The organism is Halalkalibacter sp. AB-rgal2, from assembly GCF_041821005.1.
Classification (GTDB): domain Bacteria; phylum Bacillota; class Bacilli; order Bacillales; family Bacillaceae_D; genus Halalkalibacter.
Genome location: NZ_JBGUAV010000003.1, coordinates 58,122 through 80,674, shown reverse-complemented (window position 1 = coordinate 80,674; position 22,553 = coordinate 58,122). Strand labels below are relative to the sequence as shown.

Below are 22,553 nucleotides of genomic sequence, written 5' to 3'. Positions count from 1 at the left end.
TTAGTTTTGAAAGTAAGTGAAACCAATTGATGTGATGATCGTAAATAAAAGTGTAGTGAGAATAGGAGGTGGAATGATGCAATGGTTAGATTCTGAAACAATTGGCTTTTTATTTGTATTTTTAGGTACGTTATTTTTGATTGGTGAATTGTTTGTGAGAGCGAAAGGGATTTTTGCTATTCTTGGTGTTGCGATTATGGCAACTTTTTTCTCTTACCATGTTTCAACAGATGCAGGTATGTGGGTCGTTATTTTATATGTTATCGGTCTATTACTCATTATTATAGACGGGAAGGTAATTACTGATGGTTCGGTTGCACTTATAGGTGTTGTCTTAATGATTGTAGGTCTAGCAATTCCTTCACCGACCTTTCTCTATGGTGTATTTGTTTCGATGGGGTTTATCCTTGGTGGGTTCAGCTCGTTGCTCTTCTTGAAAGTATTTCCTTCAAGGGATTTATGGGCAAGGATGACCTTAAAGGATCGGCTAACTGGTGACTTAGGATATAACTCCATTAACGATGAATACAAAGAGCTTGTAGGAAAGAAAGGTCGAACACTAAGTCCATTTCGCCCTACTGGTTCAATTGTCATTGAAGATCGTCAGTACAGTGCAACGAGTGGTGGACAGTGGCTGGAGGCTAATGCAGATATCATTGTCGTTTCTGTTGATGGAACTCGCATTGTCGTTAAACAGATTGAAGAAAATGACGAGCAATAATAGAATAGAGGATTCTAGATAAGAGTCACATAAGCTGTTTTTTGGCTTATGTGACTCTTTTTAGCAGGTTCAGAATGAAATTAATTATCGTGTTTTTTCTCAAGTCGTTTTTCGAGGTAGGGGGATTTGACGAATACTAAGAGTAATCATACTCATACTAACAATGATATACCAAATGATATGAAGGTCGATTATTAAAGTATCTACCCAAAAAAAGAGAAGGGTAGGCAATGTGATCGCATGTGCAGCTATGCTCCAAAGGTGGCGGTATTCAAGGTTGCGTTTTTGTCGAATAGGTAGAGCAAGAAACGCTAATAAAGTAATCCCTAAATAAGCAGAACCAGATAGAATGGCATATAGGAATAGAGTGATAATGATTAATAACAACGGTATGAAGCTATGCAGCTGTTCTACACGATCATTGATGTCTCCTTCATTTACACCATTTAAACCTAATAGCGAGTAAGATACAGTAAATGACTCGTCATAATCAATTATATGTAGATCATGTTGTGAGAATACAATTCCTCGACTGTCGGCTAAGTGATCCTCTGAAAAGGATTGATTTGGGTCAAAAAGAAGCGTCCCTAGCTGATCGTTCTTTAATTGAAAATAGGGTGTGTCTTCTTCTAGTAGTAGTTCTCCATTCTCAATGGAAAACGATGGTAATCCTAAATGGATTGTATCTTTAAGTTGCTGCACGGAATGATAGATCGATGTATTCATGATAAAGAAATATGGAAGACTTGCTATGAGAACGAATAAAAACACATGACCAATGGTTGATGTAATTGGACGAAAGCGGCTATAAGCGATCACTTTAAATTGAGTAAGGCTTTTATAAAACCAACTGGAAAAATTCATACGACATTCCTTTCCGATTTAACGATACGAATATATATTATCAAAACTTTAACATATAGTCAGTTTTTAGTTATTAAAATGTGATCTTTTGATGAAAGTTGAGTTCGAAATGAACCATTTACATAGCTTCTTTTAAAATGGTAAAACTTATTTAAATTATTTCTCACTTTTGTGTTTACAAAACGTTATGTAATACTTAATAATAGACTAGGTGTCCATGTTGAGCTTTGTCGAAAAAATAGAAAAAAAGAAGCGACATGACTTTCAAATGAAGGGATGAGGATTTTGGATTTACAGACGCTCTTGTTCATGTTTTTTGGTGGTCTAGGAATTTTCTTATTCGGTATTAAATTTATGGGGGATGGTCTACAGAAGGTAGCTGGGGAGAGATTACGTGATATTCTAGACAAATTTACAACAAATCCTGTAATGGGGGTATTTGCAGGAATATTTGTAACCGTATTGTTACAAACAAGTACAGGAACGACTGTATTAACAATTGGATTAGTGAACGCCGGCTTTATGACATTAAAGCAAGCGATTGGCGTTATTATGGGGGCAAATGTAGGGACAACCGTTACAGCCTTCATTATTGGAATTAAAATTTCCGCTTATGCATTGCCGATTATCGCATGCGGTGCAGCGCTGATTTTTTTCTTTAAAAATAAAAAAGTAAACAACTTTGGACAAGTTATATTTGGTTTCGGAGCTTTATTCTACGGTCTTGAATTAATGGGTGATGGCTTGCGACCAATCCGTGACTTACAAGTGTTTGCTGATTTGACAGTAAGTATGAGCAATATGCCGCTCCTTGGGGTCTTAATCGGTACTATTTTCACCGTTGCGGTTCAAAGCTCAAGTGCCTCGATTGGGTTATTACAGCAGTTATATGAACAAGGGGCTATGGGATTAGATGCGGCATTGCCAGTCTTATTTGGTGATAATATCGGAACGACGATTACAGCGATATTAGCCTCAATTGGAGCGTCGATTGCAGCGAAACGTGCTGCGTTAACTCATGTCATTTTTAACTTAATTGGAACGATTATTGTGTTATTGTTGTTTATTCCATTCTACGAATTAGTATCGTACTTATCAGTAGAGCTTGGCTTAAATGAACGAATGCAAATTGCTTTTGCGCACGGTATTTTTAATGTGTCAAATACATTAATTCAGCTCCCATTCGTAGCCGTATTGGCGGTGATTGTGACGAAGCTTATACCAGGTGATGAGATCAACATTGAGTATAAAGCAAAGCATCTTGACCCTCGTTTCATCGGAAGTTCACCAGCTATTGCCTTAGGACAAGCGAAGCAGGAAGTGTTACGTATGGCTGAATTTTCAGAAAAAGGTCTACTTGAAGTTAGCCAATATTTGGTGAATGGCCAAAAGCGTCATGCTGAGATCGCTGTTCAATTTGAAGAAGCGATTAATAATTTAGACCGGAAAATTACCGATTACTTAATTCAAATTTCCTCTAGGTCGTTATCCGATCAAGATTCGAAGCTCCATTCGGTTTTAATGGATACGGTTCGCGATATTGAACGGATTGGTGATCACATTGAAAACATTGTAGAGCTTAAGGATTATCAAAAAGCAAACAAGGTCAATTTAACAGAAAGCGCAGTGGATGATTTAAAGGAAATGTGCGATTTAACTTTGTCAACACTAAAAGAAGCAATACAGTCACTAGAGCTTCTTGATCATGATATGGCGAATTCTGTCATTGAAAAGGAAGAGAAGATTGACAAGATGGAAAGAAAGCTAAGAAAGAAGCATATCCAACGTGTCAATGAAGGAAAATGTACAGGATCTGCCGGTATTGTTTTTGTTGATATTGTTAGTAATTTAGAGCGGATTGGTGATCATTCAGTTAATATTGCAGAAGCGGTTATCGCAGACGATCATCACTAATGACTTAATGAGTTGGAGGCGTCTAATAAAGGGTTATTTTGTATCTTTTTAGGACGTCTCTGTTATGGAAATTTAACGATTTTGTTGAGAGTTTTGAAAAAGTTGAGACGGTATTTTTTAAAAATGGTTGTCACTTCTAAGCATTTATGGTACTTTATGAAAGCAGTGTTAAACGAGTTTTGAAAAAATGATTGACACGTTAAATAGGTCATGTTATTATAATTCTTGTCTTTCTGAAATGTTCCACAGTAGCTCAGTGGTAGAGCTATCGGCTGTTAACCGATCGGTCGTAGGTTCGAATCCTACCTGTGGAGCCATGTGGCGGTGTAGCTCAGCTGGCTAGAGCGTACGGTTCATACCCGTGAGGTCGGGGGTTCGATCCCCTCCGCCGCTACCATTATACATAAAAAGAAATAAGGACCCTTAGCTCAGTTGGTCAGAGCAGTCGGCTCATAACCGATCGGTCGTAGGTTCGAGTCCTACAGGGTCCACCAACTTATTTATGGAGGAATACCCAAGTCCGGCTGAAGGGATCGGTCTTGAAAACCGACAGGCGGGTTAAACCGCGCGGGGGTTCGAATCCCTCTTCCTCCGCCATACTTAAGAAATCAGTAAAGCGCCTTAGAGGGGCTTTTTTTATTTTGTTTAAGGATAGACGTTCATGGGTATAGTAAAAAAGGTTTTCAAGTATTCATTGCCTCTTTTTAGATTCGTAAGCATTATTTGTTGCAACGATATTTAAATTTTGGTAATGTAAGTGTTGGAAAGACTTTTTAAACATTTTTGTTTATTAAGTTAACCTTAAAAAACTAGTTTGTAGGAGGAGATTTAAATGTCATACGAATTACCACAATTACCTTATGCAGCAAACGCGTTAGAACCACACATTGATGAAGCGACAATGAACATTCACCACGGAAAGCATCATAACACTTATGTAACTAAGTTAAATGATGCACTTAAAGGACATGATGAGCTTGCAAGTAAAAGTGTAGAGGAGCTAGTATCTAACCTTGATGCTGTTCCAGAAAGCATCCGTACAGCAGTTCGTAATAATGGTGGTGGTCACGCTAACCATACATTATTTTGGAAGCTCCTAAGCCCGAATGGTGGAGGCGCGCCAACAGGTGAGCTTGCAGCAGCCATTGATGAAGCGTTCGGAAGCTTTGACAAATTCAAAGAAGAATTTGCAAATGCTGGTGTAACTCGCTTTGGTTCAGGATGGGCTTGGTTAATTGTTGACGGCGGAAAGCTATCGATTACAAGTACTCCAAATCAAGATACACCATTAATGGAAGGAAAGACACCTGTTCTCGGATTAGATGTTTGGGAGCATGCATACTATTTAAATTATCAAAATCGTCGTCCAGACTACATAAGTGCATTTTGGAATGTAGTGAACTGGGACGAGGTTGCGAAGCTTTATAGCGCAGCAAAATAACAATGTATTTCGAGAGCTTGAGCCTTTGGCTTAAGCTCCTTTTTCGTTGTGGGCATTCATTCTTCTCGTAACTCTTCTTTGTATTTTCGTGTGTATAACGACTTTCTTACGTGACACACTATCTGTGAGGGTGGTGGAGATTCGTGAAGGTATCGTTTATAAAGAAGGTCATTGGAGATATAGAGGTAACACGTGATTTAGTTTTGTTATTAATAATTGGCGGGTTATACGCTTTAAGTGTAGCCTTATCAAATACATTTGTGAACGTGTATTTATGGAAGCAATCAGGTGAATTTATTGATTTGGCTTTGTATAATTTAGGCTCGGTCGTGATGCAACCTATTGCTTTCATTTTTGCTGGGAAAGTCGCAAAGAAAATCGACCGAGTTATCGTGTTGCGAGCAGGAGTTATAACATTGGCCGTCTTTTTTACGACTGTACTATTGCTAGGGGATCGAGCCAACTCGTATTTAATTTTGTTAGGTGTATTATTAGGGATGGGGTTTGGGTTTTATTGGCTAGCATTTAATGTGCTAACCTTTGAAATTACGGAGCCTGAAACAAGGGACTTTTTTAATGGCTTTTTAGGTCTTTTAACATCATTTGCTGGAATGATTGGACCGATTATGTCAGGTATTATTATTACTAAAATGAATAAATTCACCGGATATACGGTCATTTTTACGATATCATTAATTTTATTTGTCATTGCAGTATTAATGAGTTTTATGCTTAAGCGACGCTCTGCAGAAGGTCGTTTTTTTTTCAAACGGATTTTGGCAGAACGAAAAAAAAATCACAATTGGAAGCAAATATTACATGCTCATTTTTTTCAAGGGTTACGTGAAGGGACGTTTATGTTCGTCATAGTAGTATGGGTGTACATTGCAACGGGAAGTGAGCTAGCGATTGGTACATACGGACTCGTTGCATCAGGGGTGCAATTTCTTGCTTATTACGTTGTAACAAGAGTGATTAAGTCAACACGTAGAAAAAGGTTTATTTTCATTGGTGGGACTATTTTGTATTTAGCTATATTTATTATTGTCTTTGGAGACTTAACATTTACAAAACTAATCACATATGGGGTTATTATTTCAATGGCTTATCCATTACTATTAGTTCCGTATGTTTCGCTTACGTATGATGTAATTGGAAAGGGCTGGAAGGCCGCAGAGATGAGAGTTGAATACATTGTCGTGAGAGAATTATTTTTAAATACAGGTCGAATTGTATCAGTGTTAACGTTTATTGCAACGGTTACCTTTTTTTCGGAAGAAAGAGGTATTCCGATATTGCTCCTTATTTTAGGGGCAGGACATGCTGTGATATACTTCTTTATCCGAAAGGTTGATTTCAAGCCGAACAAGGGCGGAGACAATTATGCTTTCTCACGACAGGATAAAGGTGAGGGTGATTCAGGTAGTACAACAGTATAAAAATAACGATACAATGATAGCGTTTTCATTTGACAACCGTCAATCGAATGGTATAATAGAATCAAATAAGACAAATAACGTCGCCTGCCGTGTTAGTCAGCTTCTCCTTGTTTCGAACCTTGATTGAAAATAGGGAGTTCTATATTGAATGTTAGACAGTAAGCCAACGTGACTTGGACACTGGAAGACATTCTGCGAACACCCACCTACGAGTGTAGGTTCATGAAACAATTGAAGCAACGGCATACGCGGGTTACACTTTATGAACAGAATAGACACCTTAAGTGGGTGTCTATTCTGTTATGCAAGGAGGAACGGGATGTGGGGAGAATGAAGAAGGGCAAGAAAAAGCATCATGTTCCTGCACGCTTAAATGTACTCTTTTTCGCTGTATTCATTCTGTTTGCAGCATTAATACTGCGATTAGGAATGGTGCAAATCGTTGAAGGGGAAGAGTATGTGAAGGAATTGCAAAGAACGAGCAATGCGACAGCCCGCATTGATGCGCCTAGAGGGGTTATGTTTGATCGTTATGGTCATGTTGTTGTAGACAATGAATTAGAGCTATCTGTCACATATACAAACCCATCTGAGGGAACGAGTAATGTTGAATTAATGAGAATTGCGTCTGAGCTTTCTCCATTGTTAGAAATGGATGCAAGTCGTGTAACCGATCGTGATATACGTGATTATATTCTTATTAATATGAGTCAGGAAGATCGATTGGAATTAGTTCCAGCTGAAGAGCGTAGAGATTTAGATCATTCTGAAGAATATGTATTGGAAGTTGAAGCGATCACCGATGAAATGGTTGAAGCCGTTACTGAGCAAGAGCTGCAAACAATCGCTGTGTTTCGTGAAATGGTACGTGGTTATGCGAATACACCGCAACGAATTAAACGAGATATATCAGAAGATGAGGCACATGTCATTAGTGAAAATCTCTATCGCTTGGATGGCGTTGATATATTACGAGATTCACGACGTTCTTATGTATATGGAGAATCATTCCGGAGCTTCTTTGGCTCAACAGGTCAAATTCCGCGAGAGCGATTAGATGCTTTCCTTGCACGTGGGTATGACCGTTCGGATATTGTTGGAACGAGCTTTCTTGAAGCACAATATGAAAATGTGCTCCGTGGGCAGAAGGCTGTTGTCGAAAGTGTGATGACACAATCAGGAAACCAAACCGTTAATCGTGCTATTGAGGAACGAGAAGGACAAAGAGGGAATGATCTTGTTCTTACGCTAGATATGGAGCTACAGCAAGTCGTCGAGCAAGCGATTGAGAAACAAGTGACAACAGGTAATCCATTCTTATCAGATCGTGCGGCCTATGCGATCTTTATGGACCCGAAAACAGGTGATATCTTATCAATGGCTGGTTATTTCGATCCGCATGATAGTGAACGCTCGACGTATGCTGATCATCTCGGTGCTGTGAACAAAGTATTTGAAATGGGTTCATCTATTAAAGGAGCGAGTGTACTAACAGGGTATCAAGAGGGGATTATTTCACCTGGTGATCAATTGAACGACCGAATTATTCGTCTTAATGATGGGCAAGGAGGTTTTATTGAGAAAAGCTCAATTAACCGAAATACGCATGGTTGGGTTAGTGACCGTCGTGCGCTCGAGGTGTCGTCAAACGTTTACATGTTTGAAATCGGTCTTCGAATGGCTGGCTGCTATAACTCTAATACGGCAAGCTGCTCGTTTCCGACAGCAACTACTCATCAAGCGTTTGACCGTGCTCGATATAACTTCAGTCAATTTGGTCTAGGGACAGAGACGGGGGTAGATTTACCATCTACATCAAATGGTCTCCACGGGTCGGAATTAAACCCAGGTAATTTAGCCGATTTTATGATTGGTCAATTTGATACGTATACGACCTTACAATTAGCGCAGTATGTCTCAACGATTGCTAATGACGGCTACCGGATGCAGCCAAGACTCGTCAGTGAAATAAGAGAGCCTGTCGCGGACCGAAATGAATTAGGAGCGATTATTCAACAGTTTGAACCGAAATTATTAAATCGGATTAATAATACAGACGATGAAATTGCACAAGTACAACGTGGGTTCCGCGATGTTGTAACTAATTCAGGAGGTACTGGCTATCGAAATCTCAGCAGCACCTCTTATAATTTAGCTGCTAAGACAGGAACGGCCCAAGTACGAGTAGCCGTAGGAGAGCCTGGAAATCGCCGAGCTGTAGATGGGAATAATCAAACGTTAGTCGGTTACGCCCCATATGATGATCCGGAAATAGCCTTTGCGATTGTTGTTCCGCAAGTGAAGTTAAATAATCAAGGTGGACGAGGCGGAATGGCACAAGAGATTGCTAAGGACGTTTTAGATTGGTACTTTGAACGTGAGGACTCGATGCGTCATGGACCGGTCAAGCCAGATGCACCACTCTTAGAGAATGTCGATAGTGATGAGGAAGATCCTGATGTAATTGAATAGTTGTAAAAAAAGAAGAGTGCTAATTAAGACACTCTTCTTTTTTACGACGTAATTAGTACTTATACTCATTCTATGTCATTAACTCGACAATTTCCTCGATCGTCATATCACTCGTTACCTCATACTGTCCGGTTCGTAGACGGTGAGAGAGCTGTTCGTTTTGTACATAGGAAAGTAAGTCTTGCTCGTTATTAATAATACGCCCACGTACTAATTGTTCAGCGACATCATAGCTAGTCATACCTTGAGAAATCTCCAGAATCATGACGTAGGTCGTCTGTCTTTCATGCTCATTCTCTTCAGTTCTATCTTCTTGTTCGTCTAACTGTGCATGTAGCTCAGCGAACTCATCTTCAGATATGACAACATACTGCTCTTGTTCGAGCTGTTCAATTAATTGTGTCGTTGAAAGTTCTTCATGAGAAGTTAGTGGTGCTTCACGGTCTTCTTCAGCATCTGTCACTTCCTCTTGACTATGAGAAACGTACAGAGCTCCACCGATAAGTGCCGTTGCTAGAAATAGTCCACCAGCAAACTGCTGTAACCCTTTTGCTGCCATTACAATTCCTCCTTCTCCTGCAGTTCGGTAATATAAGGACGTAATAAGCGTTCGACTTCGATAACGGTTAAGCCTGTTTCCTCTGCGATACTTTCCAATTCTAATTCTTGATTAAATAAACCTATGACCTCACGGAGAAGTTGCTGCTGTGAGCTTGACTTTGCCTTTTGGACAAAAGCTGACTGCTGCTCATTTAAACGAGTTTGACTTTCTAGCTCATCGACTCTTTTCTTAAGCTTGTACAATTCTTGCATATGACGAATGGAAAGCTCTTCTATTTGCTGCTCTAATTCGACTGTTCGATCCTTCTTCATGAATGATAGGATAAAGAGAAGGAATGAGCAGCTAAATAATGCGATTATCATGATTTCTACCATAACTTTTTGTTGTCCTCTCTTTCTGTTCACACTTCTATCATTATACATCTATTAGCCTATGACGAGAAACCCCGATTTTCATTAACAAAATTCTCGGTTTCGTCGATTCTCATCCTAAAACGACTTTGTTTTTTGACAAGAGGTTGCATGCGAATGATGACGAATAATTTTTTTTCCGTTTGCGTGCATCGTTCTATTAAGCATATGACAAAAAAAGACAGATTGACCTCCTTGTTCCTCTATCTAGTGGACGGTATGATGAATATACATCGTAATTGAATGACAAAAAAAAAGAGGGTACTGAAAAAGTTAAGTTTCAATGAGCGAACCTGTTGCCTATTTAAAAGCTTGATACGAGTGAACTTCTCTTATTAAGCGAGCAACGAGTGAAGCCATTGCTAATCAAATGAAAGGTTTTGAAAAAGTCGATTTGTACTTTTTCAGTAGTCTCAAATAACTAGAGGAGGCTTCTTATGAAAGCAGTGATTATGACAGATGGTCGGATGAACGAGTTACATCCATTTACAAGCTCAGTTCCTAAATCAATGCTCCCATTATTACAAAAGCCCATTTTAGAATATATGATAGCTTGGTTAAAGCAACATCGTATCTATGAAATTGTCATCATCGGTTTTGATCGCTTAGCCCATCTGAATGAGTATTTTGGAGATGGAAGAAAGTTTGGTTGTCATATTACTTATTTGAACGTTGATCAAGAGCCCAAGAGTGTCAATTCCTTCGAATGGTTGAGGGAGGTAGCTAGCGAGACCATTGTGTTCTTAAATGATGTGTGTTTGACCGAGATGAACCTGCGAGAAGCCATTCACGTTCATATGATTCGCAAAAGTCCATGCACCATATTAACGAAAGAGTCCGTGAAAGTGAAAGAAAAGCCTCTTATGACAACGACAAATACGGGTCAATTTGTTCAGGTGAAACATGATGGTATGGCAAATCAACGTATACCTATTCATACGATTAATACGGACATATACATCATAGAACCCGGTTGGATAAATTCCTTAAAGACATTGATTTTGAATGGCTTTAACAAGGTGGAAAGCCCCATTTATGGTTGTTACGTTACAGGCTATTGGCGGCCGATTAAAGCGGTTCATCATTACAGACAAGCACAAAAAGATCTGTTGTACAAAGGTTTTTCAGATCGAGTGTGTTAAATGGCGACAAATAAAAGCGGGAGGTAGCTACAATGAATATGGAATGGTTTACAATTATTCGATCATTAGGTATATGGTTAGATGGACAAGTATCATGGTTGAAATCGAAAGAGTGGAATGTTTCGTTGCAACAAGGAAAAGGAACGGAAAGTCCAGTATTAAATGCCTATCATCGTTTTTGGCACATACAAGTAACGATTGTAAAAGATCTTGCAAGCTCATGGGAGCTGTCTGAATTAACGTTCATTGTGAAAAACGGCACAAAAAAATCACAGCAAGTTCGCGTTATTGTGAAAAAAGAGCAATATGTAACAGAAGGAATCCCTGTTTCGATGGTCTCTCGAACGAAGCAATCCATTGTTACGTATGAACGAGACCGTGTAACGCTTCTGTCAACGTCTTTTTTTCAAGATCATCGTTATCAATTAGCAGTTGGAAATGAGAAATCTATATGGAATGAAGCGCTTGGTGTATTAACGTTATCACCGATTTGGCGTGGAGAGCATTCACGAATGGCAGTGATTAATATCGATCTTGAAGGCTATGGGGAGAGGATTGGTCGAATTTGGTATATAACTGGACATTGTGAGGAGGAGTTATACAATCGTCACATGGAAAAATGGATGGCGCAGCACGACACAACATCGAAACAGCAATTATCCTAACTCCTTAATGAAAAAGAACTTGATCCTTGCTGAAAGTTTTGCTATTATATTCAAGTATGAACTAAGCACAGTTTGGAGGGATATCACATGCGTGTACAAGTAACTCTTGCTTGCACTGAGACAGGCGATCGCAATTATATTACGACTAAAAATAAACGTACAAATCCTGAGCGTATCGAATTTAAGAAATATAGCCCAAGATTAAAGCGTCATACGCTTCACCGCGAAACAAAGTAAGCAGCTGGATTTTCCACTGCTTCTTTTTTCTTATAGATAGATATAGGGCTACCTTGACATAAGAGGGAGAGGGTGACGTTAGTGGACAGTAAGCAGGTGATTCGCAGAAACGTATTGAATAAGCTTGAGAGTATTTCAGATCAAAATTTCAATAAAACATGTCAATTCATTGCTTCACGCTTCCTTCAATCGACATTTTGGAATAAGTCACAGGTCATAGCGATCACGATTTCAACAAAGCGTGAAGTTCATACATATCCAATTATTGAACAAGGCTGGAAGGAAAACAAACATATCGTCGTACCACGAACCAATTTTCAATCAAAAGCAATGAGCTTTCACCGAATTAATAATTGGGATGACGTCGTACAAACACCGAAGCATCTTTTTGAACCATTTGCTCAAAAGGCGACAGAGTACTCAAGTGAAGACATTGATTTGATCGTAGTTCCAGGGGTTGCATTTGATCGAAATGGATTTCGAATTGGTTATGGTGGCGGCTTTTATGATCGATATTTAACGAATTACGAAGGTCAAACAATCGCGCTAGCAACAGATGTACAAATCCAACCAGAGCTGCCTGTTGAGCCTCATGATCGACCAGTTGATTACGTCATCACTGAGAGTAGGTGTTTGACATGTTAGCAGTGCTTCCCTATGTAGGTGTTTTACTGTTAGCTATATACGCTAAGCTTGCGAAGAAATTGACGGCATCGGGAACGATAGCCGCTATTTTCGTAGGGTTTGCGATTACTTGGGGTTTTGGCTGGATAGGACTGCTCACATTAGGGCTGTTCTTTTTTAGTTCTAGTTTTTTAAGTTCATTTAAGCAGCATCTTAAAGAGGATGACATTAATGAAAAAGGGAGTACAAGAGATGGCATGCAAGTGTTGGCTAACGGTGGAGTGGCTGCAGTCATGTCTGTTCTTTATGGGGTATTCCTTTCTCCGCTTTATGCGATTGGTTTCTTTGCTAGCTTAGCAGCGGCCAATGCGGATACTTGGGCATCAGAAATAGGTCCACTTAGTAAAAAGAGACCTGTACATATCGCAACGTGTAAACGAGTTGATAAAGGCACATCTGGTGCCATTTCTACATTGGGCACTTTTGCGGCTTTAGTTGGTAGCTTCGTTATCGCATGTATAGGGTTACTATTTGGCGTCACGAATAGTTTACTTATGATAATTATTATAGCGATTTCCGGTTTTGTTGGAAATGTTATGGATACATTAATTGGAGCATACAGTCAAGTTCTTTATCGCTGCAACCATTGTAGAATGAATACGGAGAGGAAACTACATTGTGGAAGTAGGACTGAGCAAATAAGAGGCCTAAAGTGGGTCAATAATGATATCGTAAATGTGTGCTGTACGATTAGTGCCGCCATTATAGCGATGATTATCGCTTGGTTTATTGTATAGGAGGTAATTGAAATGGATCACGAAGAACAATTAGAGCGTTATTCACGTCAAATGCTTTTTGCTCCAATTGGGAAAGAAGGGCAAGAGGCTCTTTCGAAAAAGTCTGTTCTAATTGTCGGAGTCGGTGCACTTGGTACGGTGTTAGCGAACCATCTTGTTCGTGCAGGAATTGGAATTGTTCGTTTAGTGGATCGCGATTATGTCGAGAAGAGTAACCTTCAACGCCAAATGCTTTTTGATGAGGATGATGTGCTCGCTGCTACCCCAAAGGCAATTGCAGCAAAACAAAAACTTGAGCGTATTAATTCCTCAATTGAAATAGAGGCATATGTGACAGATGTTACGAAGGATACTCTTCCTGCTTTAATGGATGGAATTGATATCGTGCTGGATGGTACAGATAATTTTCGAACTCGTTTTTTATTAAATGATATGGCGTTTCAAGCAGGTGTTCCCTTTGCTTACGGCGGAGCAGTTAGTTCAAGAGGAATGTCTGCCCTCTTTATACCGGGAAAAACTCCTTGCTTACGGTGCTTCATTAACCAAGGTGCAGGCGACGGACAAACATGCGATACGATTGGCGTGATTAGTCCTGTCGTTGATATCGTTGCATCATACCAAGTCGTAGAAGTACTGAAATATTTAGTCGATGATCGTAAAGCGTTACGCCATACATTGAAAAGCTTTGATATTTGGGGCAATCATCAATTTGATTTGAAAATGGATCAGCCGAAGGAACATTGTCCAACTTGCCAGAAGAGAGAATTTCCCGCATTATCTGACGAAGAGGATCATATTACGACGTTATGCGGTCGAGAAACGGTTCAAATTCATACAGGACAAGAGCTGAACTTAGCAGCTTGGTCAGAAAGGCTATCAAAAGTAGCAGAAGTGAAAAAGACGCCATTTCTACTCCGAGCTCATCTATCAGGTGAAGAAAGGCTTGTTCTTTTTCCTGATGGACGTGTGCTTGTTCAAGGCACAGAAGATGTCTCAAGAGCGAAATCCATTTTTAACCAATATATTGGAGGATAATGTAAACAATTGATAAGGATAAAATGCGTGATTCGTTGCACATTAAAAGGAGAACAGTGAAAAAGGTGATTTGTGCTTTTTCAATGGCGACGGCTTGTCTTTTTTCATTGGCATTCATTAAAAGCATAAGGAGGCATTTTATGTTGCAACGTCTCATTTCAATGTTTTCGATTGTTATAACGATTTATTTTGTGTATAAGTACCGTTATCGTGTTATGAACCTGCTGTTAAGTAAGCGTTTGTTACGTAAGCTTGCTGTTAGTTTTGCTATGCAAATTCCCTTTGTACGTGATAAAATTGTCGGCTCAGTGTTACAATTTAATCGTCCCCAAACTTTTTAACAACAGTATATTTTAAAAAAGGCGGTGTGAAAACGACCGCTTTTTTTCATTTTAAGCATAATGTGACGTTACGTGTCTATCTTTTAGTATAATGACAGTAATGTGAGCATAATTGATGCGGGATTAAAGTGAGGGGTCAGTATGGATCAGGTAAGGCTAAATTATTTGTTTTGGATGCTTGTACATGATTATGTAACAAAGAAAAAGTGGCGGTTAATTTCTATGCGTGATCAAGAGGTGTGGCTCGTTAATGAAAAGTCGAAGCCGCGCCAAATTGTGCGATTTGTTCGCCGTGATTTGGATTGGGCTGGAGAGTTAAGGCGTGATGTCGAAAAGGCGGTTATTCTCTTTGAATCTATTCGAACAAGACTTCATTATCGAGAGGTCGAAGGAAAGAATATTTATGTATCGTTGTATCCCCCGGTTGATGATTGGGAGGATATTCAAAAGCCTCTTGCCGCAAATAAAAGAAGAAAGAGTCGCGTCTTTTCAACTGTGCTCACAAAAGATGAAATAGAGAAACGCGATTTAAGAGATCTATATTATTCGGAACAAGTGGAGCAGCTTGAGCTACACACCTATTTATTAAAGCAACAAATTAAACATGTCCATGAGCTAGAAAAAGAAAAGGAAAAATCGATGTTCCAACATGGAAAACCTTATGCGACTTATTTTTTATTAGTGAGTATTGCGATGATGTTTATCATTACGGAATGGGCTGGGAGTAGTACAGATATCATGACGCTAATTGATTTTGGTGCGAAGTACAATCCACGCATAATGGATGGGGAATGGTGGCGCTTCATTAGTGCAATGTTTTTACATATTGGAGTTATTCATCTTTTTATGAATTCTTTGGCATTGTTCTTTTTAGGTGGAGTCGTTGAGCGAATGTACGGGACCACTCGCTTCGTCATCATTTATCTCATTGCTGGACTGTTAGGGTCGATTGCAAGCTTTGCCTTTAACGCTAGTGTGTCTGCAGGTGCATCTGGAGCCATATTTGGCTGCTTTGGTGCGTTGCTCTATTTCGGATTTGTTCATCCATCTTTATTCTTTCGCACAATGGGAAAGAACGTAATCGTTATTTTGGCTATTAACCTCGTATTCGGTTTTGTCGTGCCAGTAGTCGATAACGGTGCACATATCGGAGGGTTGGTCGGTGGATTTCTTGCTGCCGCTATCGTTCAATTACCAAAGCAACATCGAACATGGAAGCGATTCGTATTTGCGATCATCACTCTAATTGTAATCGCTAGTTTAATCGCATTTGGCTGGGTGAATGAAGCGAAGATGACTAATGTGACAACAGAGCTCATTATCGGTCAAATGTATTTACAGGATGATGAGGTCGAAGCAGCGTATCCACATGTAAAGCGAGCATATGAGATGGAGCCTACTATGCCTGAAGCGACATTTTTATTGTCTGTTGCTCAAGCAATGAACGGTAACTATGCAGAGGCTTTACCTTTATTGGAAAAGACTGTAGAAATACGAGCGGATTTCCACGAAGCCCATTACAATATGGCTGTTATTTATACAGAGCTTGGTGAATATGAACAAGCACGGACAGCTGTTGCCCGTGCAATTGAAATTGAAGCGAAAGAGGAATATGTGGAATTAGAAAGAAGTCTAACATTAGATTAGGAGCTTATCGTTTGAATAAATTGAACGGGATTTCCATCTGGTGTGCGGAATAGAATAAAAAAGTGATCAGTCGTTTTCGGTAATAATATGAGCGGGACGGTACTTCCAATTGGACTAGAAACCGTTCCGTCCTCTTGTGCTATGCCCAGTATATAGTGTTTGTACAATCCTTCCCATAACCCACCTAGAAATCGTTGTGATTCTTCTCTTGTTAATCCAGGTAGCTGTTCATATTGAATGAAATCAGTTAATGGTATTTTGACATATTCGTCCTCAGGTAAATGATAATATTCAAATAGATCTTCCCAATCATATTGTTGTTGTTGTTGCAAAATGTAATCTAATACTCGCTTGCTCTCCCATTGCTGTTCAGTTTCTGGAATTCTAAAGGCCTCCAATGGCGAGAGTGGGGAATCGACCACATATAGACGATCAAAGCTTAGCGCTTGGGCGCTACGTATATGGTCATTAGGGTAATGAATTTCGGCATGGTGGAAGGTTACGACACGATAATGTCCACTATCATCTGAAGGAACATGTTTGTTCATTGTTATCGAGTCTGTCTGTTTCTTCCATGTGGATTGGATGTCTTTTAGCAATCCATCTTCAAATAATAACGATACATCTTGTCGTAAAAAGGCTTCTTGGTCTAGTAATGAAGAGGTTTCCCAATTTAATATGTATTCATCTTCATCCTTAGAAGATGAAATGGTAATAGCAGATCGAGATTCAAGAAATTGAGCACTTTCATCAATCGGAAAAAAGATTAAGGTTTCTCGTAATGGTTCGGGCCTTAGCGAAAAGACAAGAAATAAGCCGACGAAAAAGGATAAACTTAATAGAGCGATTGCATATTTCCATTTGTTCATAATTTGTTCCTCCACCTATAGGACAACCGTTTTTGTCATGTATATGTTACATCCTATGGTGATATGCAACGAATATCTAGTTGTATGGAATTACTTGCTTATGCAAATAATCTACATAAGTGAGGTGGAATCAAGTGAATGAAGAACAAACAAATCCAGCAATCAAAAATTATCATAAGACGATTTCTTATTTGAAAAAAGAGTTAGCTATTGATGATAACTTTGACTTAATTCATTTGGAGCTCGAATATGGTGGCCGGCAAATGAGCTTATTTCTAGTCGATGGCTTTGGAAAAGATCAGGCACTAACGGAGATCCAAAAGCAATTGACTAAATTGTCAGATGAAGATTTACAAATTGAACCATTGGAAAAATTAATGAAGCATCAAATTCCATATGTCGAGATTGAAAAAAGTGATGATCTTGATGAAGTCATTGATCAAGTCTTATCAGGGCCAGCGGCTCTCATTGTTGATGGAATTAATCAAGTGATTTTAATTGATACACGGGAGTATCCTGTGCGAGGACCTGAAGAACCTGATTCGGAAAAAGTGATTAGAGGGGCTAGAGATGGTTTTGTCGAGACGTTAGTTTTGAATGCTGCTCTTGTTCGTAGACGAGTTCGAGATCGAACAATGAGAGTAGAATATGTTAAAGTAGGTAGGCGTTCAAAATCGGATATGGCCATTACATATGTAGCAGACATTGCTGATCAACGTTTTGTTAAAAAACTAAAGCGAGAGTTAAAGAAAATTGATACAGATGGCTTTCCGATGGCTGACAAAACGGTTGAAGAGTATATTTATGGGCACTCTCTTAATCCTTATCCACTTGTAAGGTATACAGAAAGGCCAGACGTTGCTGCAACTCATGTGTTGGAAGGCCACATCTTAATTATGGTAGATGGTTCACCAAGTGTTATGATCACACCTGCTTCCTTTTGGCACCATTTACAGCATGCAGAGGAATACCGACAAAAACCACTTGTAGGAGCTGTACATAGGTTTATTCGTTATATTGCTGTTTGGGCATCTTTATTTCTTTTGCCGATGTGGTATTTATTAGCGACACATGAACAATTCGTACCTGCAGCATTTGGATTTATTGGTGAACAGGAAACAGGAGTCATTTCATTATTTGTCCAATTTCTCATTGCTGAAATTGGAATTGAAATGCTACGGATGGCCGCTATCCACACTCCTAATGCTTTAGCTACTGCATTAGGCCTTGTTGCCGCGATTTTAATTGGTGAAGTAGCAATAGAAGTCGGTTTATTTTCACCTGAGGTCGTTCTATATCTAGCGGCTGTTGCAATAGGGTCTTATGCTACACCAAGCTATGAATTGAGCTTAGCTAATCGTTTAGTAAGAGTTGCACTACTTATTTTGACTGCTGCCTTTGGAGTAACAGGTTTCACAGTAGGGACTACACTTTGGTTACTACTATTAGTTCATTACAAAGGGCTAGGTGTTCCCTATTTATGGCCATTTCTACCTTTTGATGCAAAAGCCTTTAGTGATGTATTAGTTCGTAAAGCGATGCCTTATAAGCATCAAAGGCCGAGTATTCTACATCCTGGTGATCCAGACCGATGAAAAGAAGAACAAGAAAAGTCCGTCTATTCTTCTTTCATGTCTTTTTTGTACAGGTCGTCCTTGAGGAAGATTTCCTTCTCTGGAACGACTTGTGTTGGATGTGCTAATACGAGTCCGATAGAAGTTGGTTTGGCTGAATTAACAATGGTATACGAAATATGGTGCTTGGTTGCTTCTTGAAGGTAATTTGAGTAGTGCTGATAGCTTAGATCACTATTCACATAGAGATGTGCATTTGGATACTTCTTCATAAATGCAATGACTTCAGGGTAGGCTCCTTTTTTGTATACTTGCCGCTTAGTAAGAGCTATGTAAATACGTTCAATTATAGTAGTAAGAAAAACATTTCGTTCTTCAGCTTTTATCTCTGGTGCACCGAATACGCCACGGTCAAGAATATCCTTCATTTTTTGATCCATGCTTAATCCCTCTTTCTAATGTTTGTCCTTCTTATCTTACCTTTTTCTTCATAGGATATAAAGAGTCTATTTGGTGAAGGAGGAGAGGGTATGTGGATTCTGATCATCGTTGTGATGTTTGTCGCAACAATCGGCTTAACAATGGGCGGTTTATTAGCAGCACCTAAATATCCCCCCCGCCCATTACAAGTTATTTTATTTGCGCTTGCCTTTAGCTTTATTTGTTATGTTGGTATGATTTTTGGCATGTTTATGCCTAGCTGGTTTGCGTTTCGGTTTGTTGAAATCGTCATTTCGATTGTTTCATTATTGATTATTATTGCAGCAGTTACTCGTTATCATCCAACTTTAGGATTTTTTCATCCAGAGGATCGGGTACTACCAGCTTTGCTCGCACTACTCTTTTTCTTAATGGGCTTTGAATGGGGCATTCTGGAAATGAGAACGTTTTTTACGTTATTTGCGGGGCTTTTATTCTTTTTTGCTATGGCATTTGGAATTGTCATTCAAATACAAATAAGACAATTTCTATGGCGATATTCTTATCATGTGTACACTCCTCTCATTTGGCTTCTTTTCGTAGGTATGTTGAAACTGTTATAATAGATTATGAGGTGAATGTGATGAAGTCAATGTATGATGTTCGTCAACTGTTAAAAAAATACGGAACGATTATTTATACAGGTGAACGTTCTCTTGATCTGTCATTAATGGTAGATGAATTACGTGAATTGCATGAATGGAAAATGATAGAGACGACGTTATATATGCAAGCTCTTCACATCATTCGGCAAGAACAGCGAACTGTAGAAGGAGTAGAGGGTGAATAATCATGGACAAATGGTATGTAGGTGTCGACATTGGTGGTACAACAATTAAGTTAGGCTTTGTAACGGGAGCAGGTGAGGTCGTTACGAAATGGGAAATTCCGACAGATACAAATAATGGCGGACGTAATATTACGGTTCATATCGGACAGGCGATTAAGAGTAAGTGCTCCGAGTTAAATGAATCATATGATCGTCTTCAAGCAATCGGAGTTGGAGCACCGGGTTTTATTGAAATGAAAACGGGTTTTATTTATCAAGCAGTAAACATAGGCTGGAAGGACTTTGCGTTAAGGGAAGAGCTTGAAATGGAAACGGGATTATCGGTAACGGTTGATAATGATGCAAACATGGCAGCTTTAGGCGAAATGTGGAAAGGGGCAGGAGATGGAGCTGCTGATTTACTCTGTGTCACATTAGGTACAGGTGTAGGTGGAGGACTCGTAACGAATGGACAAATTCTCCATGGAGTAAATGGAATGGCAGGAGAGATTGGTCATCTGACATCGATCCCAGAAGGTGGCGCACCTTGTAACTGTGGAAAAACAGGATGCTTAGAAACAATCGCTTCAGCTACTGGAATTGCACGCTTAGCAAAAGAAGCAATCGACACAAATCCTCAATCAAGGTTAGCTAATAAAGATGCTGTCACATCAAAGGAAGTGTTTGAGGCTGCTGCAGAAGGTGACGTTGTTGCACTTTCGGTTGTCGATGAAGTCTGTTTTCATCTTGGGTTAGCGCTTGCCAATATAGCCAATACCGTAAATCCAGCGAAAATAGTTATCGGTGGCGGTGTATCAAAAGCTGGAGATCATTTGTTAAATCCTTTAGCACGAGAGTTTAACCGTTTTGCACTCGAACGAGTGGCGTCAGGAGCGGAATTCAAAATTGCTTCATTAGGTAATGATGCCGGAATTATTGGTGGTGCTTGGTTAGCGAAGCAAGGGTAAATGGAGTGTTAGCTTCCCCTTTGAAATCATATACTATTATACGAATGCAATCATCATGTCTTTTACAAAGGGGATTGATAAATGGCACAATATCGAATAGAACGAGACCTTCTCGGAGAAAAAAAAGTGCCGCAAGCGGCTTATTATGGAATTCAAACAATGAGAGCTGTTGAAAATTTTCCGATTACAGGCTATCCCCCTCATCCTGAGCTCATTAAAGCATTTGGATTTATTAAGAAGGCTGCCGCATTAGCTAACTTGGAAGCAGGTGCCTTGACTAAAGAAATAGGAGAATCGATTGTCACAGCTTCAGAAGAGGTCATAGCTGGTAGATTAAATGACTCTTTTATCGTGGACGCGATTCAAGGTGGAGCGGGTACATCTTTTAACATGAATGCAAATGAAGTTATTGCCAACCGTGCCATTGAATTGTTAGGTGGGAAAAAAGGGGCTTACATGCGTGTAAGTCCTAATACTCATGTTAATATGGCGCAGTCAACAAATGATACGTTTCCTACAGCAATTCGAATTGCTTGCTTGCGTTTAGCAGACTCGCTTTTAGAGGAATTAAATATGCTTATTGAAGCGTTGAAAGATAAGGAACATGAATTTGACTCTGTTTTAAAAATGGGACGTACTCACCTGCAGGATGCAGTTCCTATTAAGTTAGGGCAGGAATTTGGTGCTTATCAACGAGTTCTAACACGAGATTTAACTAGAATCAAACGATCCTTGCAACATTTATATGCAATCAATATGGGGGCAACGGCAATTGGTACGGGCTTAAATGCAAGAATGGAGTACATTAAAAAGGTTTCGTACCATTTAGCCAAATGCACTGGCTATCCATTCAAAACAGCAGAAGATTTAATTGATGCCACACAGAATACAGATGCGTACACGGAAATTTCGAGTGCATTAAAAATCTTGGCTATGAACTTGTCGAAAATGTCCAGTGATTTACGTTTAATGAGCTCGGGCCCGCGTACAGGATTTCATGAGATTAATTTGCCACCTAGGCAACCGGGGTCATCCATTATGCCAGGTAAAGTGAATCCAGTCATGTGTGAGGTTGTTAATCAAGTGTCATTTCAAGTAATGGGTAATGATCATACGATATCATTAGCCTCAGAAGCTGGGCAATTAGAATTAAATGTGATGGGACCTGTTCTTGTGTTTAACTTGTTACAATCTTTTTCTATCTTAGAAAATGGAATACGAGTATTTAGGGAGTATGCTATTCAAGATATGACAGCAAATATTGAACGTTGTCGTGAGTTAGTCGAAAAGAGCGTTGGTGTGATAACAGCTATTAACCCACACGTTGGCTATGAAATGGCATCACGTATAGCACAGGAGGCAATTAAGACCGGGGCATCAGTGAGAGATATTTGTCTTGAGCGTGGCATTTTGTCTGAAGAGGAATTAAAAGAGATATTAGATCCAGATGAGATGACAAAGCCTGGGATTTCTGGAGCGAGGTTTTTCGAAGGGCAATAATTATGGTGCATTTAAAGGCATTTCGTCTTCTGAGGTGAAGTGCCTTTTTTCATATGGATAACATGATTAGCTGCTTTATTAT

General features: G+C 39.4%; 23 protein-coding genes, 4 tRNA genes and 1 other RNA gene. 23 read left to right on the top strand and 5 right to left on the bottom strand.

All coding sequences use genetic code 11. From position 1 onward, the window contains the following. Positions 1-76 precede the first annotated feature (76 nt). Entirely contained in the window at positions 77-721 is a 645-nt protein-coding gene (locus ACERJO_RS03470) for an NfeD family protein (protein ID WP_247105003.1), read from the top strand. A 99-nt stretch (positions 722-820) separates the two neighbouring features. Here ACERJO_RS03470 and ACERJO_RS03465 read toward each other — a convergent pair whose 3' ends face one another. Further along, the gene (locus ACERJO_RS03465) at positions 821-1,585 is read right to left on the bottom strand and encodes a DUF1189 domain-containing protein (protein ID WP_373646564.1); all 765 of its coding nucleotides are present in this window, start codon (positions 1,583-1,585) and stop codon (positions 821-823) included. Positions 1,586-1,870: 285 nt separating this feature from the next. On the opposite strand from ACERJO_RS03465, the gene ACERJO_RS03460 reads away from it, so the two are divergent. The 9 genes from ACERJO_RS03460 to ACERJO_RS03420 all read left to right on the top strand — a co-directional run bounded on the left by ACERJO_RS03460 (position 1,871) and on the right by ACERJO_RS03420 (position 8,851). Beyond that, entirely contained in the window at positions 1,871-3,499 is a 1,629-nt protein-coding gene (locus ACERJO_RS03460) for a Na/Pi cotransporter family protein (protein ID WP_373646563.1), read from the top strand. A 242-nt stretch (positions 3,500-3,741) separates the two neighbouring features. Next, a tRNA-Asn gene (locus ACERJO_RS03455) sits at positions 3,742-3,816 on the top strand. A gap of 3 nt (positions 3,817-3,819) precedes the next feature. Continuing rightward, positions 3,820-3,896 (top strand) — tRNA-Met (locus ACERJO_RS03450). 20 nt (positions 3,897-3,916) lie between these two features. Beyond that, positions 3,917-3,993 (top strand) — tRNA-Ile (locus ACERJO_RS03445). Between the two features lie 10 nt (positions 3,994-4,003). Then, positions 4,004-4,096 (top strand) — tRNA-Ser (locus ACERJO_RS03440). A 235-nt stretch (positions 4,097-4,331) separates the two neighbouring features. Then, positions 4,332-4,940: a superoxide dismutase gene (locus ACERJO_RS03435; RefSeq protein ID WP_373646561.1), complete on the top strand. Its 609-nt coding sequence runs from the start codon at positions 4,332-4,334 to the stop codon at positions 4,938-4,940. 143 nt (positions 4,941-5,083) lie between these two features. Then, on the top strand, positions 5,084-6,379 hold the full coding sequence (locus ACERJO_RS03430; protein ID WP_373646560.1) for an MFS transporter: 1,296 nt from the start codon (positions 5,084-5,086) through the stop codon (positions 6,377-6,379). 78 nt (positions 6,380-6,457) lie between these two features. Beyond that, positions 6,458-6,638, top strand: a non-coding RNA gene (ssrS, locus tag ACERJO_RS03425) — 6S RNA. Between the two features lie 71 nt (positions 6,639-6,709). Continuing rightward, positions 6,710-8,851, top strand: coding sequence for a peptidoglycan D,D-transpeptidase FtsI family protein (locus tag ACERJO_RS03420; protein ID WP_373646691.1), 2,142 nt, complete (start codon positions 6,710-6,712; stop codon positions 8,849-8,851). Between the two features lie 70 nt (positions 8,852-8,921). On the opposite strand, the gene ACERJO_RS03415 is transcribed toward ACERJO_RS03420, so the two are convergent. Beyond that, entirely contained in the window at positions 8,922-9,410 is a 489-nt protein-coding gene (locus ACERJO_RS03415; protein WP_373646559.1) for a hypothetical protein, read from the bottom strand. After that, a complete protein-coding gene (locus ACERJO_RS03410) occupies positions 9,410-9,787 on the bottom strand; it encodes a hypothetical protein (RefSeq protein ID WP_373646558.1) in 378 nt (125 codons plus the stop codon). Before ACERJO_RS03410 ends, ACERJO_RS03415 begins: the two co-directional genes overlap by 1 nt. Positions 9,788-10,260: 473 nt before the next feature. Here ACERJO_RS03410 and ACERJO_RS03405 point away from each other — a divergent pair, with 473 nt between their 5' ends. From ACERJO_RS03405 to ACERJO_RS03370, 8 genes are all read left to right on the top strand, one after another. Beyond that, the gene (locus ACERJO_RS03405; RefSeq protein WP_373646557.1) at positions 10,261-10,965 is read left to right on the top strand and encodes a sugar phosphate nucleotidyltransferase; all 705 of its coding nucleotides are present in this window, start codon (positions 10,261-10,263) and stop codon (positions 10,963-10,965) included. A gap of 32 nt (positions 10,966-10,997) precedes the next feature. Beyond that, on the top strand, positions 10,998-11,630 hold the full coding sequence (locus ACERJO_RS03400) for a hypothetical protein (RefSeq protein WP_247104989.1): 633 nt from the start codon (positions 10,998-11,000) through the stop codon (positions 11,628-11,630). 87 nt (positions 11,631-11,717) lie between these two features. Beyond that, on the top strand, positions 11,718-11,867 hold the full coding sequence (gene rpmG, locus ACERJO_RS03395; protein WP_034624960.1) for a 50S ribosomal protein L33: 150 nt from the start codon (positions 11,718-11,720) through the stop codon (positions 11,865-11,867). Between the two features lie 72 nt (positions 11,868-11,939). Then, the gene (locus tag ACERJO_RS03390) at positions 11,940-12,512 is read left to right on the top strand and encodes a 5-formyltetrahydrofolate cyclo-ligase (protein WP_373646555.1); all 573 of its coding nucleotides are present in this window, start codon (positions 11,940-11,942) and stop codon (positions 12,510-12,512) included. Beyond that, positions 12,506-13,288, top strand: coding sequence for a DUF92 domain-containing protein (locus ACERJO_RS03385; RefSeq protein WP_373646554.1), 783 nt, complete (start codon positions 12,506-12,508; stop codon positions 13,286-13,288). The genes ACERJO_RS03390 and ACERJO_RS03385 overlap by 7 nt, the downstream gene beginning before the upstream one ends. A gap of 12 nt (positions 13,289-13,300) precedes the next feature. Continuing rightward, positions 13,301-14,323 carry a ThiF family adenylyltransferase gene (locus tag ACERJO_RS03380; RefSeq protein ID WP_373646552.1) on the top strand — a complete coding sequence of 341 codons (1,023 nt, stop codon included), beginning with the start codon at positions 13,301-13,303 and terminating at the stop codon, positions 14,321-14,323. 140 nt (positions 14,324-14,463) lie between these two features. Then, positions 14,464-14,664, top strand: a complete 201-nt coding sequence (locus ACERJO_RS03375) for a sodium:proton antiporter (RefSeq protein WP_247104983.1) — start codon at positions 14,464-14,466, stop codon at positions 14,662-14,664. 141 nt (positions 14,665-14,805) lie between these two features. Then, positions 14,806-16,311, top strand: coding sequence for a rhomboid family intramembrane serine protease (locus ACERJO_RS03370; RefSeq protein WP_373646551.1), 1,506 nt, complete (start codon positions 14,806-14,808; stop codon positions 16,309-16,311). On the opposite strand, the gene ACERJO_RS03365 is transcribed toward ACERJO_RS03370, so the two are convergent. Beyond that, the gene (locus tag ACERJO_RS03365; protein ID WP_247104981.1) at positions 16,308-17,180 is read right to left on the bottom strand and encodes a hypothetical protein; all 873 of its coding nucleotides are present in this window, start codon (positions 17,178-17,180) and stop codon (positions 16,308-16,310) included. The genes ACERJO_RS03370 and ACERJO_RS03365 overlap by 4 nt on opposite strands. 134 nt (positions 17,181-17,314) lie before the next feature. Between ACERJO_RS03365 and ACERJO_RS03360 the strand changes: the two genes are divergently transcribed. Beyond that, on the top strand, positions 17,315-18,775 hold the full coding sequence (locus ACERJO_RS03360) for a spore germination protein (RefSeq protein ID WP_373646548.1): 1,461 nt from the start codon (positions 17,315-17,317) through the stop codon (positions 18,773-18,775). A 23-nt stretch (positions 18,776-18,798) separates the two neighbouring features. Here the strand turns inward: ACERJO_RS03360 and ACERJO_RS03355 are convergent, their stop codons facing one another. Next, entirely contained in the window at positions 18,799-19,194 is a 396-nt protein-coding gene (locus tag ACERJO_RS03355; RefSeq protein WP_247104979.1) for a YueI family protein, read from the bottom strand. Between the two features lie 90 nt (positions 19,195-19,284). Between ACERJO_RS03355 and ACERJO_RS03350 the strand changes: the two genes are divergently transcribed. The 4 genes from ACERJO_RS03350 (at position 19,285) to ACERJO_RS03335 (ending at position 22,471) form a co-directional block, all read left to right on the top strand. Further along, positions 19,285-19,797 (top strand): hypothetical protein, encoded by a 513-nt coding sequence (locus ACERJO_RS03350; protein WP_247104978.1) that lies wholly within the window; start codon positions 19,285-19,287, stop codon positions 19,795-19,797. 20 nt (positions 19,798-19,817) lie between these two features. Further along, positions 19,818-20,024, top strand: a complete 207-nt coding sequence (locus ACERJO_RS03345) for a YqgQ family protein (protein WP_373646547.1) — start codon at positions 19,818-19,820, stop codon at positions 20,022-20,024. 2 nt (positions 20,025-20,026) lie between these two features. Continuing rightward, positions 20,027-20,971, top strand: coding sequence for an ROK family glucokinase (locus ACERJO_RS03340; RefSeq protein WP_373646546.1), 945 nt, complete (start codon positions 20,027-20,029; stop codon positions 20,969-20,971). An 81-nt stretch (positions 20,972-21,052) separates the two neighbouring features. Beyond that, on the top strand, positions 21,053-22,471 hold the full coding sequence (locus tag ACERJO_RS03335; protein ID WP_247104974.1) for an aspartate ammonia-lyase: 1,419 nt from the start codon (positions 21,053-21,055) through the stop codon (positions 22,469-22,471). The last annotated feature ends 82 nt before the right edge of the window (positions 22,472-22,553 follow it).